Raw genomic sequence first — 16,177 nt, 5'->3', positions numbered from 1 at the left:
GCCGGAAGCCTTGATTAGTCGTCCGGAGCGTGTCGCAACCCGCGCTACAGGGCAACTAGGGTTAGGACCCGACAATCTCAGGTTGGCGGCTTGCTTCACGACTCAAGAAAGAGCGGTGAACATAGCCGATCTATTTCGGCTGACGGAGGCGCAGATGGCGCGTTTTGAACCATTCTTTACAAAATCCCATGGCAAACCTCGTGTTGAAGACCGGCGGCTACGGAGTGGGATTATCTTTATCAGTCGCAACGGCTTAGCTCGCCGCAGCAAACCTATCGGACCAGACTGGCAAATAATTGATTGTCGGACCCAGAGTCTGTTCTGACGCCGGAATGGTATGCTGCCGACCAGATAGTCGGCAGCAATTTTGTTTTGTCAGGCGAATAAAACGCCATCGTTGATCATCGGCAACGTAACAGCCGTCCTTCCAGCATTCGCGATGGCGTTGGCTAGTGCCGGCGCTGCTGGTGGTGTGCCGGGCTCACCAATACCGGTAGGAGCTTCGGCGGACGGGATGATATGCGTCTCGATCGCGCCAATATCACCGATCCGCAGCGGTTCGTAGTCAGGGAAGTTGTATTGATCGACCACGCCGCCGGTCAGCGTGATCTCGTCCCGCATCGCGTGGCCGAGGCCATAGCCGACACCGCCTTCGATCTGGGCCTTGATCACGTCGGGGTTGACGGCAATGCCGCAATCGACGGCACAGGTCACCTTTTCGATACGAACGCCAGCCTCTGCATCGCCCGAAATCTCCACGACCTCGGCCACAAAGCTGCCGAACGACTTGTGGACCGCGATGCCCTGCGTGTGACCGGCAGGGGCGTTGCCCCAGTTGCCTTGTTCCGCTGCCAGTCGCAGAACAGCCGCCTTGCGTTGGCCATCCAGGCTGTCGCCCAGATGCGCGAGGCGGAATTCGACGGGGTCGCGGCCTGCGGCGCGGGCAGCCTTGTCCATCATCACTTCCATCGCATAGGCCGTATGCGTATGACCAACCGCGCGCCACCAGAGCGTGCTTGTGGCCTTCCGCGTGTCGGTCAGGCCGACATGGAAGCCGGGGATCGTGTAGGGCGTATCAGCGACACCTTCGACCGACGAATGATCGACACCGTCATGTACCGCAAAGGCCTCAAACGCGGTACCCTTCATGATCGACTGGCCCGCAATGCAGTGGTCCCAGGCGACGATCTCACCATCCTCAGAGAGGCCCACGCGGACACGGTGGCCAAAGGCCGGGCGATAATAACCGCCTTTGATATCGTCCTCACGGCTCCAGACCAGCTTCACGGGGCGGGTCCGGTCGGTGATCGCGAAAGCCAAACCAGCCTCGACCTGATAATCCGCCGTTGGCGTCGCACGGCGCCCGAATGAGCCACCGGCGAGCATCGTGTTGATGCGGACCTTGTCCATCGGCAGCTCAAAGATCTGGGCAAGTGCCATATGCGGCCCGGTCGGGAATTGCGCGCCGTCATGCAATGTGATGCCGCCATCGTCGTTGGCTTCGATGGTACAGTTCAGCGGCTCCATCGGCGCATGGGCCAGAAGTGGAAAGTAGAAAGTTTCCTCAATGACTGTCGCGGCCTGATCTATCGGCGCGGGGTCATTTTTGAGGACGTTGAACTCCTCTTCCGCATCAAGGGCGGCCATGATTTCGTCCTTGATCTGGGCACTGTCGCGATCCTCGGCATTCGATAGATCCCATTCGACGGTGAGCAGATCGCGTGCCTGCATCGCGGCCCAAGTGTTTTCGGCGTAGACAGCAACTGCAGCATTGTTGGGCAATGTCGCGGCACGGATGAAGCCCGGGATTGTCTCGGCGTCGCTGTCGTCAAAGCCAGTCACCAGACCGCCCATTTGTGGCGGACGGGCCAGCATGGCGATCATCTGGTTCGGCAGGAAGACATCCATCGCGAACATCGCCGTGCCGTCACCCTTGATCGCACTATCCAGACGCCGCACATCCGGGTTGCCGATCAGGCGCCACTGGTCTGGTGTTTTGAGCACTGGTTCCTCTGGGGCGGTCAATTCAGCCGCTGCCGCGACGAAATCGCCGAGCGGAGCTGCGTTACCAGCGCCGGTGACTTCCCCGTCAACGATCTCCAGCGATCCAGCGTCCACACCCCATTCGGTGGCGGCCGCGTCAATAATCACTGCCCGCGCCGCCGCACCGGCCTGCCTGTATTGCATGAAGGAATTGGCCATGGCCGTTGAGCCGCCGGTCCCCTGGAACTGACCGAAGGCGAGGTTGGCGTAGAGTTCCGGGTTGGATGGCGCAAATTCATAATCGATCTGGTCCATCCGCACGCCGATTTCCTCGGCGATGAGCGTTGACAGACCGGTCGCTGGGCCTTGCCCCTTTTCAAAGTGCTTGATGACGGCGACGACGCGACCGTCCGCGCCGATCTTCACAAAAGGGTTCAATTGTGCTGCAGCATCGCCTGCAGCCAAGGCGCCATCGGGCCGTGCACCGATGACTAGCAGAACACCGGCGGCGGCGGACCCTTGCAAGAACCCACGACGAGACGTGTTGATAGTCATGATCAAGCCTCCAGAATTTCTGATGCGCGCTGGATACCGGCGCGGATGCGTTGATAAGTGGCACAACGGCAGGCATTACCGTGCATGTAGTCGTTAATGTCCTCCACCGTCGGCTTGGGGTTTTCTGTCAGAAGGCCAACGGCGGACATGATCTGCCCCGATTGGCAATAGCCGCATTGGACGACATCAAGTTCCTGCCAAGCCTGCTGAATGGCGGCGCCTTCCTTGGTTTCGCCTATGGCCTCGATGGTCGTGATCTCAGCACCTTCCAGATCGCCCAGATAGGCCTGACAAGACCGGGTTGGAAATCCGTCGACATGCACCGTGCAGGACCCGCAGGATGCAACACCGCAGCCAAATTTCGTACCGGTCATTTGCAGCTCGTCTCTGAGAACCCACAAAAGCGGGGTATCCGGGTCCGTTTCGACGGTGCGTTCGACTCCATTGAGCTTGAGTGTGATGCTCATATTCAAACCTTCCTGTTGGCTTTATTGCTTTAGGTGGGGATGGAAACTTGTGAGTTTACCTTACGTCGCAGTTTGATAGTTGTAAACCGGCGCGTTTACCCATTATCCTGAATGAGTAATCGAAAGCTCCGCATGAACGATTCCGTCTCTCCAATACACGTAAAGCGCGAGCAGATTTTTCAAGCCGCTGTGGCAGAGTTTCACGAGAACGGATTCAGCGCGGCCAGCATGGACCGGATCTCAGCCCGCGCTGGGGCCTCCAAGCGGACCGTCTATAAGCACTTTGAAAGCAAGGAAAAACTTTTCCAGGAGCTGATCCGCCGTCACTGGGCGAAGTTCACCGAAACGCTGGATGTGCGATACGAGAAAGGGCGGGACATCCGGGACCAATTGACCGCCTTGGGTCAGGCCGAAGGGCGTTTGATGACCTCGTCCGAGATCATGGCGACAACCCGGTTGGTCATGAGTGAAGTGCTGCGCAGCCCCGAACTGGTCGAAGAGAATCAGGAAAAGACGGACTATAAGGCGTCGTTCGAAGCCATGCTGCGCGATGCTGCGGCTGATGCGCAGCTTTGCATTGACGATCCCCGTGAAGCCGCCGAAGAGTTCATCGCACTTCTGAAAGGCAAAGCATTCTGGCCGGTGGTCTTCGGCGCTCCTGTGGTTTCAGTTGAGGAAATGGCGCAAATTGTCAGCAGTAGCGTTGAAATGATGATGCGACGCTATGGCCCTCAATATCGCCGTTGAAGCCGGTTTTCTATATCTCGAACGTCTCTAGCTGCTCCAGCGCTGATTTCAGCGCGTTGCTCCAAGCGGCGGTGGTCTTCGTGTAGGCCACGTCACCCTCTTCAATCCTGCGCTGGCGGTCCGTGTGGTAGCTGTCGTTTTCGTAGATATGCAGATCAAGCGGCAACCCAACCGAGAGGTTAGATTTGATGGTGGAGTCGAAAGAAACCATCAGCAAACGCACCGCCTCCTCAAAGCGCATGTCTGCATCATAGGCGCGAACGAGGATCGGTTTGCCGTATTTTGTCTCACCGATCTGGAAGAACGGTGAGTCTTCTGTGATTTCAATGAAGTTGCCCGCAGGGTAGACGAGAAAGATCGTCGGCTGCCCACCCTTGATCTGACCGCCGACGATGACGGACGCGCTAAAGCGGTCATCGGCGGTTTGTCCGGTGGGGCTGCTGTAGGAGATGACCTCTTTCAAGGTTGTGCCGACAAGGCGCGCGACCTGAAACATCGTCGATTGGCGCAGGATGCTAGGGTCCCGATCCTCAACCGCCTTGGAGCGTTCCTCAAGCAGCGAAACCACGGCCTGTGTCGTCGCTAGATTTCCGGCTGTCATCAGCGTGATCGACCGCTCTCCCGGGATTGACCACGTGAACATCTTGCGGGCCGACGAAAAGTTATCGACGCCCGCATTGGTGCGCGTGTCTGACATAAAGACCAGGCCGTAATTCAGGCGCATGCCCACGCAATATGTCATGTCGGTCCCTTGGTCGGTTGCACGATGTGACAGCCTTACTGCTGGACCTGTAAAGATACAATCAAGCCCTCGCGTCCACTTCCCATCCGCAGTCCCGAAATCGGCGCTGCGTCTTTTGCATCACGCCCGATTGCAAGCCGTAGGTACTTTTCATCAGGGCATACCCCGTTAGAGACATCAAAGCCGACCCAGCCCAGACCATCCAGATGTGCCTCGGCCCAGGCGTGGCTGGCATCCTGATCGACCCGGTCGGGCATGAAAAGATAGCCGCTGACATAGCGGGCGGGTAGACCGGCCTTGCGGGCAGCGGCGACAAAGATGGTCGCGTGGTCCTGACAGACACCGTGGCCGATGGCGATCGCCTCTTCCGCGCTTGTGTTGGGATGTGTCTTGCCGATCTCGTAGGGCACTTTTTCAAGGATCGCCGCTGAGAGGGCATGCAATCCATCAAGCAGTGTCGCATGTTGTCCGATCACCTGAGACAATGCTTCGACACCTTCGCCCGCAACCGTTGCCGGTGTCGTCTGTGCAAAATGCCAAAGCGGTGCGCGTCCTGCATTGCGGCCAAGGATACCCGCGGCGTCGCGGGTCAGGGCGGTACCGGTCGCGGTCAGGATGACCGACTTTGTCCCCGGCGTGGCGCTGACAAGATCCACATGGTTGCCATAATGATCGGCGTATGTCGCCTCAACCTTGCCGCCCTCGATCGTCAGATCCCAATCCTCGATCTCCTGCAGTGGATTGGGCAGCGGGCGCAGCCGCACCTTTTGTAACGCGTAATCAACCGGATGGTCATAATCGTAGCGGGTAATGTGGCTGATCTTGAGAAGCATCTAGGCGTTGAACCTGTAATCATCCTCGATCTGCAGACCGAGTTGGGCAGTGTCGTTGATGACCGTTGTCAGAAATTCGTGCAGTCCTTCATCGAAAATCGTATCAATGCTGCGATCACGCAGTCGCTGTTGCAAAGCATCCGCAAGCGCGACGCTATGCTTCTCATCTTCATATTGTTTGGCCAAATAGGCCAGATTATCGGCGATCTTGCCCGCACAGAAGGCCAGCGACCTTGGCATCCGCCCATCGAGGATTAGGAACTGCGCGATATTGGCGGCGTTATATTCACCATCCATCGCCCAACGAAACGCACGGTGCCCCGAGACCGAACGCAAGATCGTTTCCCATTGCACATTGTCCATCCGGCTGCCCACAAGCGACGGGGAAGGGAGCAATGTGTAGTATTTCACATTGATAATGCGCGCCGTGCTGTCCATGCGTTCGACAAAGGTGCCGATCCGACAGAAGTCATAAATGTCGTTGCGCAGCATTGTTCCGTGCAAAGCGCCACGCACCAATGCGGATTGTTGCCGAATGGCGGCCAGTACCTCTGGCAGATCCGTCTCGGCCACCGGGTGCTTGAGCCGATCAGTCAACAGCATCCAGGTTTCGTTCACCGCTGACCACACTTCGGATGTCAGGGCGGTGCGCACGAGCCGCGCATTGTCGCGCGCGGCTTTGATGACGGATTGGACCGAACTTGGGTTTTCCGCGTCGCGCAGCAAGAAGTCGATGACGCGGGCGCTGTCATAGCCGTCATGTTTGGCCTCATAGGCCGCTTGCGCGGCGGAGGTGACAATAACCGATTTCCATTCTGAAACCGGATCGCTTGAGCGTGTCAGCGCGATGCGAAAGCCCGCCTCGATCAGGCGCGCCGTGTTCTCGGCCCGCTCAAGGAACCGGAACATCCAGTAAAGTCCACCTGCGGTTTTTCCCAGCATATCAGTCTTCCAAAACCCAGGTGTCCTTGGTGCCGCCGCCCTGACTGGAATTCACCACAAGGCTGCCCTCGGTCAGGGCAACGCGCGTCAGACCGCCCGGCACAATGTCGACGCCGCTAGATGAGACGAGCGCGAAAGGTCGCAGATCCACATGGCGTGGGGCAAGCCCGGCCTCGGTAAAGATCGGTACGGTGGAGAGCGCGAGCGTTGGCTGGGCGATGTAGTTGGCCGGTTTCGCCTTCAGCTTCTCTTCGAACGCAGCAAGTTCTTTCTTCGATGCGGCAGGACCGACCAGCATCCCATAGCCGCCGGACCCGTGGACCTCTTTCACAACCAGTTCAGACAGATTGTCGAGAACATATTGCAGCGCCTCAGGTTCCGCGCAGCGATAGGTCTCCACATTCTTCAGGATCGGCTTTTCACCGGTGTAGAACTCAACGATTTCAGGCATATAGCTGTAAATCGCCTTGTCGTCGGCCACACCAGTGCCAGGCGCATTGGTGATGGTGATATTGCCCGCACGATAGACATCCATGATACCCGGCACGCCCAGCATCGAGTCCGGATTGAAGGTGAGCGGGTCGAGAAAATCGTCATCGACGCGACGATAGATGACGTCGATCACCTTATAGCCCTTGGTGGTCCGCATCGCGATATGGCCGTCCACCACGCGCAAATCATGGCCCTCGACAAGCTCGACACCCATCTGGTCGGCCAGAAAGCTGTGCTCGTAATAGGCGGAGTTGTGGATGCCGGGGGTCAGTACCACGACGCAAGGCCTGCCTTCGCAATGCCTCGGCGCTGCCGCCTCAAGCGACAGGCGCAGATTCTTGGGATAGTCGCTGACGCGCTGCACTTTGATCTTGCTGAAAAGCTCAGGAAACATCTGCAGCATCGTTTCGCGGTTTTCGAGCATGTAGCTGACGCCTGAGGGCGTGCGCGCATTGTCTTCGAGGACGAAGAAATCATTCTCACCCGTGCGCACAATGTCGGTGCCGACGATATGGGTGTAGACACCGCCTGGCGGAGTGAAGTCGATCATCTGGGGCAGAAATGCATCGTTTTCGGCGATCAGCCGTTTCGGCAGGATACCGGCACTGATAATTTCTTGCCTGTTGTAGATGTCGTGCAGAAACGCATTGATGCCCCGCACGCGCTGCGCGATCCCCTTGGCAAGACGGTTCCACTCGGTGTTCGAGAGTATCCGGGGCACCAGGTCAAACGGGATAAGGCGCTCCTCTGCATCGCTTTGCCCGTAGACGTTGAAGGTGATGCCGGTGCGCCGAAAGAAGGCTTCGGCCTCTTTTGACTTGGTCTGTAGCCGCGCATTGTCCTGATCTGCAAACCAGTCATTGTAGCTACGATAGGGCTCTCTTACCGCCCCGTTGACCTGCAATTCGTTGAAAAACGTCACATCCTTACCCATGGGCCGACGATAACGACCCTTGATTGGTTTGCAAGTCAGCGCGTTTGCAACGCCGCTACACGAAAGGAGATAAATGTGCGCGTTTTGATGCGCTTTTTGCCGTTGATCCCAAATTGTGGGCGTTGCACAGCTGACGATTACAGTGCGAATTTGTCCGCTACCCAGTCAAACAGCCCAATTTGTCTAGGGCCAAAGCATAGCCTCGATGAGATCTTCGAACTTATCATGGCAATCCCACTAAGATCTTGAATCCTATGGGGAACTAAAGTCTTACAATCAAGAAAGCAGTGCTTAGAATGGTATTTCAAAAACCGTTAGCCTGTTCTCGCGAAAACGGGTTTCGTACTCCTCAAACCTATATGATCTCTAGGTTTTTGGATAGCTTCAAGAAGAAACATAAAGTGGTGCGCTCAAGCGGACCATCTTCGAACTCCAGTTTGGCCGATTTTGAAGATGCCGCAAGTAGCGAGAGTGATCCATCCACAGACTTAAACAACACGGACATAGATGCGCTCTTCGAAGAGCTGGAACGCTGGCATGATGTTCTAAAGCCCCATGCTGATATGTTGCGGGGGCCACGCCCATGAGCCGCCCTGCCCCATTCTCAATTCGCCTTACCCCTAAAGAACGCCAGCAACTTGATGCACAGGCGGGATCAATGCCACTTGGGTCATATATCAAGTCCGTGGTTTTATCCTCGGAGGCCCCCACATACCGGCAGAGAAAAAACCACCTGTTGCGGAGCAACAGCTTCCAGCGGCTGTTCTAGCTCGACTGGGTGAGACCCGCACAGCCAATAACCTCAACCAGATCGCTAAGCATCTCAATCAAGGGACGCTGGTCATTGATGAGGAGTTGGAAGCAGATCTGAACGCCGCCATTGCGGAAGTCGCATGGATGCGTGTCACGTTAATGCAGGCCTTGGGGATCAAGCCATGATCCTTGTGGCCTCTCAACGCTCTGGCGCACGCGCTTTGGCCGATCATCTGATGAATGATCGGGACAACGATCACGTTGAACTGGCCGAAATCAGCGGGTTCATGGCCGACGATTTGCATGGCGCTTTGGATGAAACCTACGCCATAGCCAAGGCCACGCGGTGTAAACAGTATCTGTTTTCGCTCAGTCTGAACCCGCCTGAGGATGCATTCGTCACCGATGAGGGTTTTCGGGAAGCGACGGATCGTGTCGCCCAGAAACTCCGGCTCACTGACCAACCCCATGCCATGGTCATTCATGAGAAGAATGGCCGTCGCCATGCTCATGTCGTGTGGTCGCGCATTAATGCCGAGACCATCACCGCAATCGTAAGCGTTGCATCTGACCCCCTAATTGACCCCTGATCAGCCTCCTCGTCGCAGTTTATGGTGCCCGAAAAAAGGATACAGGCATCATGAACTCTCAAACGTTAGGTGACCTCGCCAGTGATCAGAAAATCGACAAAGTCTTCCACGCCTTCGGCTACTCCATTCCCATCGGGAAAGATGGCCGCCGTCTGTGGCCCACAAAGTTCAAACGCGCCATGGGTCAGCGCATGAGGTCCGGTGATTTGTCGATAAACGAAGTGCAGAAAACCTGTCAAATCTCGGATAAGACCGCCTACAAATGGCGGAAAGCCGGGCCAGGCAAATCATCACGGCCACCATTACAGACCTCGAAAAGTGCGCCTACGTTTGCGGAAGTTAGAGTTCAGCACGAAGAAGTAACTGCCGAACCGACTTCAAATCGGATCATTTTCAAACGTGCAGGATGCGAGATCCTGCTGCCATGCAATTATCCGATTGATAAACTGGCTCAACTGATCCGCACGTTGGAAGCGGGTCCGTGATTTCCCAATCAGGCAACTTCAAACTGTACCTCGCCTCGAAACCCGTCGACTTTCGGAAGGGTATGGACGGATTGGCCGCCATCGTCACGAATGAATTTGAACTTGACCCCTTCAACGGCGCAATTTTTATCTTTCGATCAAAAAGGGCTGATCGGCTGAAACTCATTGTGTGGGATGGCACAGGACTTGTGATGACTTACAAGAGAATTGAGGGTGCCGGCTTTGTTTGGCCACGCATCACGGACGGTGTGATAACGATCAACCGATCACAATTTGAGGCGTTGTTCGAAGGTCTCGACTGGCAGCGTGTCGTACCCCGTCATACCAGAAAACCTGCTATCGTTTGAATTTCTGCAAGGAGGCAAAGCTGTTGGCGGATCTCACTGACTATGAACTTGGCCACGACCTGTTGGCACAGAAAAACTTGTTGATGCAGGCATACGAAACCGGCGATGACGAACTTATCGAAAAGGGACTTACACGCGTGTTGGCGGTTCGGCGCATGAAGAAAAATGGCACTCTGGAATGGGAAAGTCCTGATTTCGAGTTATAGGAGGCAGGCCCGCGCCCTGTCTTCTAACCAGCGCAAAGAAGTTAGCAGAATGCATGACGCTCTGGGGCGCAGGAGCGCACATCTGTTCAGCGTCAAACCAAATATGATTTGGCTTGCAAAGGATTCGAGACAATGAAAAAATTAGAAATCACCAAAATCGAAAGGAGTTCTGATCTCACGGTAGCACTTGAACGTGCCGATGTACTGTGGGGGTCCGAGCAAAATACGCCAGAGGGTGACGAACTGGAACGTCTTGTAGAACTCATTGAAGCATATGAGAGCCAACACTATCCGATCAATTCGGCGGCGGGTTTGAAGGATACAGACCGATGATACCTGTTGGTGCGGATCATGATTAGCAGCCCTTCCTCGAACACCCCCTCCACTCACACAGTGCGGGACAAAGGCCTCATCGAATCAATGGCTGCTTAGGTGAAGCTTAAGGAGAACCATGTAATCTCTTCGGGGGAACTCCATTTACTTCATAATTGAGCGAAAAATGTGACGAATGAAAGGTGGGCTCCCTCGGTCAGCCTCCACTATCAGTCGGACCACAAATTGCAGAAAGAAATTCGGCAATACTCGCCGATTCTCAACGGGGCCTCAGTGACAAAATGAAGTTCTCTTTGTCCGAGGTGAACAAAATCTCACAATAAATCAGCTGCTTACGAAAATATGCGTCATAAGGGAGCACGTGTATTCATAGGCGCAATGTCGTGTTCAAAAATCTAAACCTTGATTGTTCTGCCGCTCGCGACCAGTAATCTGGCGCAGAGAGCGTCTTTGTGCTAATTATACCCAGCTCCAAAGTGCTGTCTTGGCAATGCCCCATAAGAATGACGTCAACGAATTCGTAATTCACGTTCGCGGAAGTTTCCGCTTGATTGACGATGACGGCCTGGACAGGACGCCTAAGGGCATGAAAGAGCGTGGCCTTTTAGCGTTGCTCGCGTTTGCGCCGAGCAACCGGCGATCTCGCAGCTGGCTTCAAGACAAGCTGTGGAGCGATAGATCACCCGACCAAGCTAGCACCAGCTTTCGGCGGGCATTGTCGAATATCCGAAAAGTACTGGGCCCCTCTTCCAATTTCTTGGGCGCCGATCGAACAAACGTTTGGTTCACCCGCCCAGTACGGCTCGACTTTGGCGAAGAACCGTCAAGCAATTCGGAGGTCCTGGAGGACGTCGATGTACCGGACGCCGAATTCGAGAACTGGATACGTGACCTAAGGCAAGAATACCAGGGTGACACTCAGACCAATAGATTGCGCCAACCCCCGATAAGAAGACCAGATATCACAACAGTTGTAGTTTCTGTTCCAAACTCAACAGGCAGTCACAACGAAGACTTCCTAGCCTTGTATGCAGCAGGTTTGGTTTCGGATCGACTTCAGAGCCTTTCTGATGTCGGGTTATTGGTCGAGCGCAGCGATGGCGAACGCGTCGCGACAAGCAATGGTGTGGACCTTGTCATCGACGTTCAAAGCTTGATGGAAGGAGACAGTTGGTTTCTTCATACCGGCGTCTTCGCGCAACCGCATAGGCGGTTTCTGTGGTCCGGGCGGCTAAGGCTTCCTGTGTCGTTTGACTCAATATGGAAGAGTCCCGAGTTGTCCGAATTCGTAGGTCGTGTGGTAACCTCGATCATCCAAAGGAACGCGAGGAAGCCATTTTCCTCGAAGTATTTCGCTATTCAAGCCGCTGCAAAAAAAATGTTTGATGGAAATCGAGGCAATATTGAGGAGGCCGTCGGCATTCTCGAAAGCGTCAATGGCGAGATGGTATCAGGGGTAGCATTGGCCTGGCTTGGCTTTGCGCGCCTCACAAATGCGCTGGAATTCGGCGAAAACGACCCCGAGAATGTTGAATATGCAAAGCAGCTTTCCGGTGACGCTATTGCAAGGGCTCCCAGCAACCCCTTGGTCTTGGCTCTGGCCGCCCAGATTCAGTTAAAACTGGCGGGCGATTTTGAGTACGGTCATCATTTATCGGATCTTGCCTTGGAATGCTGCGACCAGAATCCCTATGCGCTCGATTCGATGAGCCAAGCATGCTTTTTTCGCGGTGAGTACGATCGCGGACTTCGCCTTGCAAATTGGGCGCAGCAGTCAGCCAAGGGCCTGCCGAACGCCTTTTTCTGGGATATGCAATGCTGCTTGTCGGCACTGAGCTTGGGTTGCACCGACGAGGCGATCGATCATGCCCGTCTGTGTCACATCCGTATGCCTACCTATCGCCCCGCATTGAGATACCTGATTACACTCAACCTCTTAGCCGGTCGAGACTCGGACGCGGCCAGGTTTGAGACAAAACTCCGCAGTCTCGAACCGGATTTTTCTTTGCAGCGCCTGATGCATCCGGATTACCCGTTGGAAACGCTGAGAACCTTAGGTCTTGGCGGTGACTTGAAAGCCAGGCTTTGACCGGCTGATACACCCCGCCGCATCAAAATCACGATTTGATCACGGTGACCCAATCCTCTGAAGCCACACAACAGAAAGGCTCCAGAGGATGTATAAAGTTATTGACGCGGCGCAGGACCTTAGCGCGCATGCGACCGAGATCGCAGCAGCTGGGGTTCAGGCGGTAGTTCGGTATTACAACCACCGCAATGTGAACCTGCCGACGAAGCGCGTTACCCGATCCGAAGCGCAGGCTCTGGACGATGCCGGGCTTGCGATTGCTGTCGTGTTTCAACAACGAGGTGGAGCAGGCGGGCACATCCAAGACTTCAGCACGTCCAAAGGCGCCAACGACGCCGAACGTGCAATGGAGATTGCCGCCGACATCGGACAGCCCGAGGGCAGCGCTATCTATTTTGCCGTCGATTCAGACTTTGTCACTCAAAGCGATCTCCGGCGGATCGGTGACCATTTTGCAGCCATCAAGTCCACCCTTGCCGGGAAATACCGGGTGGGAGTGTACGGGTCTGGAAAGGTCACACGACATATTCTCAATCAAGGAAGCGCAGATTTAGTATGGTTGGCTCAGGCCACTGGCTGGAGCGGCTATCAGGCCATGGTGAACAGTCAGGACTGGGCTCTCTTGCAAAAAATGCCCCGCGTTTGGCCGGGCAATGCCTTTAGCTACGATGGCAACATCGTGAGCGCTGCTTTTCCCGATTTCGGGCAATTCGAGGTCAACGGATCGACCCATCGGGTGACGGTCGAAGCGGCGAACTCGGTCGCCTATGCCGTCGATGCTCGCAATGGGCTGAACCTACGACGCGGGCCCGGCACGGACTACGACATTGTCGAGACAATCCCGCATGGCGCGATCGTTCACGGCCTCGGTTTGGACGGTGTTTGGTTGCGAACCGACATTCGAGGAGACGGAGTCACCGATGGGTATATGCACTCGGGATATCTCGTGCCACTCGCTGGCGCTTTACCGCCACGCTATCCAGCCGGAGCCACAGCCTATGAAATCGCCAAGCTGGAGCTTGCCGAGAACGTCTCGGAATTCCCAGGGAGGCGCAATAACCCCAGGATCTTGCTGTATCATGCCAGCACTGGCCACGGTGATGCCGACGCCGTTCCTTGGTGCTCGTCTTTCGTGAACTATTGTGTCGAGTCGTCGGGCCTAATTGGAACGGACAGTAAATGGGCGATGTCCTGGCACGATCAGAGCTGGGGATACGACACCACCGATGATCCGCGAGAAGGAGACGTGGCGGTCTTCAAGCGTCGCTGGACCGCCCGGGACGGGACGCCGAAAGCCGGCGGACATGTCGGTTTCTTGGTGAACGCGCGGGATGACACGCTGACGATCCTCGGCGGCAATCAGTCAAACAGCGTGAGTATCGCAAACTACCCGAAATCCGGATCACTTGGCGGCCAGCGCTACGACCTGCTGTCCATAAGGCGTGCCAGCTAGCTGATAGCTCGCTGGGCCACGGACCTGGCCGTTTTGCCAACAGTCAAAAAGGAGAAGTTAAATGACTAACATAAAGCGAATTGCCGTATGCCTATTGGGACTTGTCCTGGTTTCCTGCGGTCCAATTCGGCTGCTGCCTGAATATGACCCAGAGATCGAAAAGGGCTTGAACAAATACCATGTCGAAACGCTGCAGTTCATGGCTGAAATGGAGCGTACCGGAGCGCCTGCAACGGGGACATATAATGGTCAGCCGATCTCGAAGTACTATCAGGACACAAGCGCAAGTCTTACAAACCTAGTCGTACGCGCGGAGGCACAAGGCGGCCGCACGCCATGCTCCAAGCTCGGAAACGCGTCCGATACTGTTCTGAGTTTCATTGCCGAAACGTCAGTGATCGATGATGCAATCGACGCGATCGATCCTAACACGCAGATCTCGGTGAACCAAAACGAGAGCGACTGCTCGAGCATCGTTTTGCGTGCCGTTTTGGCTAACCAGCGCGAGCTTGAAGGGTTTCATCGCTCTGAGGGGTCCCTGAGGGGCCCGGGCGCTCAGATTTTCAGGGAACTGATCTCTGATGGAGTGCGGGTCGCGCTGATCACCGAAAACGCAAAGAAATAATTGGAGGTTGAAATGACTGGACTATCTGACTTGAACGTCGGCACACTTGGAACGCGTCTCGTGAATACCGCTGCGGGAATTGCCGGCGAAGCATGGACCAATATCAAATCGGTCGTGGCGCATGAACTGCGCGTCCTGGCCGGGCGCATCCGCGATATCGCCGAGGCTGCCCTATCCGGCGAGGTGTCCAAGACCGGGGCGCGAACGCTGTTGCGTGTGGCGCGTAACAACCTGGCCGCCACGATTGCAATGACCAGTGTCCTGCTTCTGGCCGCGGCGCAAAAACTGATCAATGCCGTTCTCGGCGAGGTCAAGAACTTCGTCAACGGTGCCATTGGCTTCAAGCTGCTGTGATCATTCGCGTCCCAACTTGTCAGGCGAGATGAATTGGGACGCGGCATACAGCCTGTGCTAGATTTCATGCCGAGAGGGGTTTGAAGTCATAGTCTGGGGCACATTATTTCGGCAATTCAAAGGGGGCCAATATGTCAATCGCCAATAAATCGAACAAGTCGAACAAATCCAACAAGTCGAACAAATCCTCTTTCGATGCCAACGAACTCGCGCATCTGGGCGACGACAATTCTGCGTTCCTGTCGGATGCTCTGGACACGTCGGCAGCATCGTTGAACGACGCTTGGTACACAGTCGATAACGAACTGCCCAAACCGGTCGCGCAGAACCAATACCGCCGGCTCAACGATCGGCACCGGAATCATTTGCTGGTCAAGGCGCTGCTGGCCGGGCTTTCGTACACATTGGACACAACAAATACCAATGCGCCAAAGGCTGTAATCAATTCGGGCTCGCAGAAACTGAGTCTGATTTTCACCAAGCCCGATTTCCCTTGGAACGCGCAGCTCAAAGATCTGCACGCCCGTCGGTGGCACCGGGACGACCGCATCGCTGAGATTGTGTTGCAGCAAGAAGACATACTGAGTTTCCTCGGCACTGCCGTCCCAATCTCACAGCAAACCGCGCCTTGGACGGCGGTGCTGCTCGACGCGATCCACGATGCGATCTTCGAAATCGAGATCGAAATCAAACACGCGTTCTCGATTCCGCGCCCGAACATGTTCTCGCGGCAAATCACCCCGATCATCCAGACACCGGCGCACAGTTCGTTTCCCAGTGGGCACGCAACCGAGGCCTTCGGCCTTGCGGCCGTAATCAATGCCATCAGTCCGAAGCCGGATTACGTTAGCGGCTCTAGTCCTCTGGCATTGCGCAAACTGGCCGCGCGGATCGCTGATAATCGCAGCTTTGCGGGCGTCCACATTCCGATCGATAACCACGCCGGAGCCATTCTGGGCGACGTCCTAGCAGCGTTAATGCTCGAGAAGCTCTTCCAGGGAACATTGTACTGGCCAGTCGACGACAACCACAGGCCTCGAGATCTAGTTTTCGACGCCAAGGAATTCGCTAAGGGTGAGCAAGACGATGACGATCGCGCCAATCTGAAATCCGATTTGATCGAATACGCTTGGCATGAGGCTCCCGTGCGTTACGAGCCGGTCGACGACTTGACCACGAAAAACAAGCTGTCCGGTATTCTCGCCTGGATCGCAGGCGAAGTAAAAGAAGAACTGGGCAAGGTTTAG

At 55.6% G+C, this 16,177-nt stretch carries 19 protein-coding genes and 1 pseudogene; 14 read left to right on the top strand and 6 right to left on the bottom strand.

What is annotated here, in order from left to right; genetic code table 11:
• Positions 1 to 154: 154 nt before the first annotated feature.
• Positions 155 to 256, top strand: a pseudogene (locus SLH49_RS22080) (IS5/IS1182 family transposase); the annotation flags it as partial.
• A gap of 119 nt (positions 257 to 375) precedes the next feature.
• On the opposite strand, the gene SLH49_RS22075 reads toward SLH49_RS22080, so the two are convergent.
• Positions 376 to 2,538 (bottom strand): xanthine dehydrogenase family protein molybdopterin-binding subunit, encoded by a 2,163-nt coding sequence (locus tag SLH49_RS22075; protein WP_320271306.1) that lies wholly within the window; start codon positions 2,536 to 2,538, stop codon positions 376 to 378.
• 2 nt (positions 2,539 to 2,540) lie between these two features.
• Positions 2,541 to 3,005 carry a (2Fe-2S)-binding protein gene (locus tag SLH49_RS22070; RefSeq protein ID WP_320271305.1) on the bottom strand — a complete coding sequence of 155 codons (465 nt, stop codon included), beginning with the start codon at positions 3,003 to 3,005 and terminating at the stop codon, positions 2,541 to 2,543.
• A gap of 132 nt (positions 3,006 to 3,137) precedes the next feature.
• On the opposite strand from SLH49_RS22070, the gene SLH49_RS22065 reads away from it, so the two are divergent.
• On the top strand, positions 3,138 to 3,752 hold the full coding sequence (locus SLH49_RS22065) for a TetR/AcrR family transcriptional regulator (protein ID WP_320271304.1): 615 nt from the start codon (positions 3,138 to 3,140) through the stop codon (positions 3,750 to 3,752).
• 10 nt (positions 3,753 to 3,762) lie between these two features.
• Here the strand turns inward: SLH49_RS22065 and SLH49_RS22060 are convergent, their stop codons facing one another.
• From SLH49_RS22060 to SLH49_RS22045, 4 genes are read right to left on the bottom strand one after another with little or no spacing between them, the layout of a single operon-like run.
• Positions 3,763 to 4,494, bottom strand: coding sequence for a peptidase (locus SLH49_RS22060; RefSeq protein ID WP_320271303.1), 732 nt, complete (start codon positions 4,492 to 4,494; stop codon positions 3,763 to 3,765).
• 35 nt (positions 4,495 to 4,529) lie between these two features.
• Positions 4,530 to 5,327 (bottom strand): transglutaminase family protein, encoded by a 798-nt coding sequence (locus tag SLH49_RS22055; protein WP_320271302.1) that lies wholly within the window; start codon positions 5,325 to 5,327, stop codon positions 4,530 to 4,532.
• A complete protein-coding gene (locus SLH49_RS22050; RefSeq protein ID WP_320271301.1) occupies positions 5,328 to 6,269 on the bottom strand; it encodes an alpha-E domain-containing protein in 942 nt (313 codons plus the stop codon). It lies immediately after the preceding gene.
• Position 6,270: 1 nt separating this feature from the next.
• A complete protein-coding gene (locus SLH49_RS22045) occupies positions 6,271 to 7,695 on the bottom strand; it encodes a circularly permuted type 2 ATP-grasp protein (RefSeq protein WP_320271300.1) in 1,425 nt (474 codons plus the stop codon).
• A gap of 296 nt (positions 7,696 to 7,991) precedes the next feature.
• Between SLH49_RS22045 and SLH49_RS22040 the strand changes: the two genes are divergently transcribed.
• From SLH49_RS22040 to SLH49_RS21985, 12 genes are all read left to right on the top strand, one after another.
• A complete protein-coding gene (locus SLH49_RS22040; RefSeq protein ID WP_320271299.1) occupies positions 7,992 to 8,282 on the top strand; it encodes a hypothetical protein in 291 nt (96 codons plus the stop codon).
• A 67-nt stretch (positions 8,283 to 8,349) separates the two neighbouring features.
• Entirely contained in the window at positions 8,350 to 8,634 is a 285-nt protein-coding gene (mobC, locus tag SLH49_RS22035; protein ID WP_320271310.1) for a plasmid mobilization relaxosome protein MobC, read from the top strand.
• A complete protein-coding gene (locus tag SLH49_RS22030; RefSeq protein WP_320271298.1) occupies positions 8,631 to 9,038 on the top strand; it encodes a relaxase/mobilization nuclease domain-containing protein in 408 nt (135 codons plus the stop codon). Before mobC ends, SLH49_RS22030 begins: the two co-directional genes overlap by 4 nt.
• Before the next feature lie 50 nt (positions 9,039 to 9,088).
• Positions 9,089 to 9,523 (top strand): hypothetical protein, encoded by a 435-nt coding sequence (locus SLH49_RS22025; RefSeq protein WP_320271297.1) that lies wholly within the window; start codon positions 9,089 to 9,091, stop codon positions 9,521 to 9,523.
• A complete protein-coding gene (gene tnpB / locus SLH49_RS22020) occupies positions 9,520 to 9,870 on the top strand; it encodes an IS66 family insertion sequence element accessory protein TnpB (protein ID WP_320271296.1) in 351 nt (116 codons plus the stop codon). The genes SLH49_RS22025 and tnpB overlap by 4 nt, the downstream gene beginning before the upstream one ends.
• Before the next feature lie 23 nt (positions 9,871 to 9,893).
• Positions 9,894 to 10,076: a hypothetical protein gene (locus tag SLH49_RS22015; protein WP_320271295.1), complete on the top strand. Its 183-nt coding sequence runs from the start codon at positions 9,894 to 9,896 to the stop codon at positions 10,074 to 10,076.
• A gap of 132 nt (positions 10,077 to 10,208) precedes the next feature.
• Entirely contained in the window at positions 10,209 to 10,409 is a 201-nt protein-coding gene (locus tag SLH49_RS22010; RefSeq protein ID WP_320271294.1) for a hypothetical protein, read from the top strand.
• Between the two features lie 547 nt (positions 10,410 to 10,956).
• A complete protein-coding gene (locus SLH49_RS22005) occupies positions 10,957 to 12,498 on the top strand; it encodes a hypothetical protein (RefSeq protein WP_320271293.1) in 1,542 nt (513 codons plus the stop codon).
• A gap of 88 nt (positions 12,499 to 12,586) precedes the next feature.
• Positions 12,587 to 13,951, top strand: a complete 1,365-nt coding sequence (locus SLH49_RS22000; RefSeq protein ID WP_320271292.1) for a TIGR02594 family protein — start codon at positions 12,587 to 12,589, stop codon at positions 13,949 to 13,951.
• A 61-nt stretch (positions 13,952 to 14,012) separates the two neighbouring features.
• A complete protein-coding gene (locus SLH49_RS21995; RefSeq protein WP_320271291.1) occupies positions 14,013 to 14,576 on the top strand; it encodes a hypothetical protein in 564 nt (187 codons plus the stop codon).
• A 12-nt stretch (positions 14,577 to 14,588) separates the two neighbouring features.
• Positions 14,589 to 14,930, top strand: coding sequence for a hypothetical protein (locus SLH49_RS21990; RefSeq protein ID WP_320271290.1), 342 nt, complete (start codon positions 14,589 to 14,591; stop codon positions 14,928 to 14,930).
• A gap of 131 nt (positions 14,931 to 15,061) precedes the next feature.
• Positions 15,062 to 16,177 carry a phosphatase PAP2 family protein gene (locus SLH49_RS21985; protein ID WP_320271289.1) on the top strand — a complete coding sequence of 372 codons (1,116 nt, stop codon included), beginning with the start codon at positions 15,062 to 15,064 and terminating at the stop codon, positions 16,175 to 16,177.

Origin of the sequence: Cognatiyoonia sp. IB215446 (assembly GCF_033963825.1) — a bacterium.
Classification (GTDB): domain Bacteria; phylum Pseudomonadota; class Alphaproteobacteria; order Rhodobacterales; family Rhodobacteraceae; genus Yoonia.
The sequence above is the reverse complement of the archived record's forward strand: the minus strand, read 5'-3'. Positions and strand labels throughout refer to the sequence as shown.

Bases quoted from the DNA above. Each gene is read 5' to 3' on its own strand.
- SLH49_RS22075 (WP_320271306.1), bottom strand. From the start codon at position 2,538: ATGACTATCAACACGTCTCGTCGTGGGTTCTTGCAAGGGTCCGCCGCC.
- SLH49_RS22070 (WP_320271305.1), bottom strand. From the start codon at position 3,005: ATGAGCATCACACTCAAGCTCAATGGAGTCGAACGCACCGTCGAAACG.
- SLH49_RS22065 (WP_320271304.1), top strand. From the start codon at position 3,138: ATGAACGATTCCGTCTCTCCAATACACGTAAAGCGCGAGCAGATTTTT.
- SLH49_RS22060 (WP_320271303.1), bottom strand. From the start codon at position 4,494: ATGACATATTGCGTGGGCATGCGCCTGAATTACGGCCTGGTCTTTATG.
- SLH49_RS22055 (WP_320271302.1), bottom strand. From the start codon at position 5,327: ATGCTTCTCAAGATCAGCCACATTACCCGCTACGATTATGACCATCCG.
- SLH49_RS22050 (WP_320271301.1), bottom strand. From the start codon at position 6,269: ATGCTGGGAAAAACCGCAGGTGGACTTTACTGGATGTTCCGGTTCCTT.
- SLH49_RS22045 (WP_320271300.1), bottom strand. From the start codon at position 7,695: ATGGGTAAGGATGTGACGTTTTTCAACGAATTGCAGGTCAACGGGGCG.
- SLH49_RS22040 (WP_320271299.1), top strand. From the start codon at position 7,992: ATGGTATTTCAAAAACCGTTAGCCTGTTCTCGCGAAAACGGGTTTCGT.
- SLH49_RS22030 (WP_320271298.1), top strand. From the start codon at position 8,631: ATGATCCTTGTGGCCTCTCAACGCTCTGGCGCACGCGCTTTGGCCGAT.
- SLH49_RS22025 (WP_320271297.1), top strand. From the start codon at position 9,089: ATGAACTCTCAAACGTTAGGTGACCTCGCCAGTGATCAGAAAATCGAC.
- SLH49_RS22010 (WP_320271294.1), top strand. From the start codon at position 10,209: ATGAAAAAATTAGAAATCACCAAAATCGAAAGGAGTTCTGATCTCACG.
- SLH49_RS22000 (WP_320271292.1), top strand. From the start codon at position 12,587: ATGTATAAAGTTATTGACGCGGCGCAGGACCTTAGCGCGCATGCGACC.
- SLH49_RS21995 (WP_320271291.1), top strand. From the start codon at position 14,013: ATGACTAACATAAAGCGAATTGCCGTATGCCTATTGGGACTTGTCCTG.
- SLH49_RS21990 (WP_320271290.1), top strand. From the start codon at position 14,589: ATGACTGGACTATCTGACTTGAACGTCGGCACACTTGGAACGCGTCTC.
- SLH49_RS21985 (WP_320271289.1), top strand. From the start codon at position 15,062: ATGTCAATCGCCAATAAATCGAACAAGTCGAACAAATCCAACAAGTCG.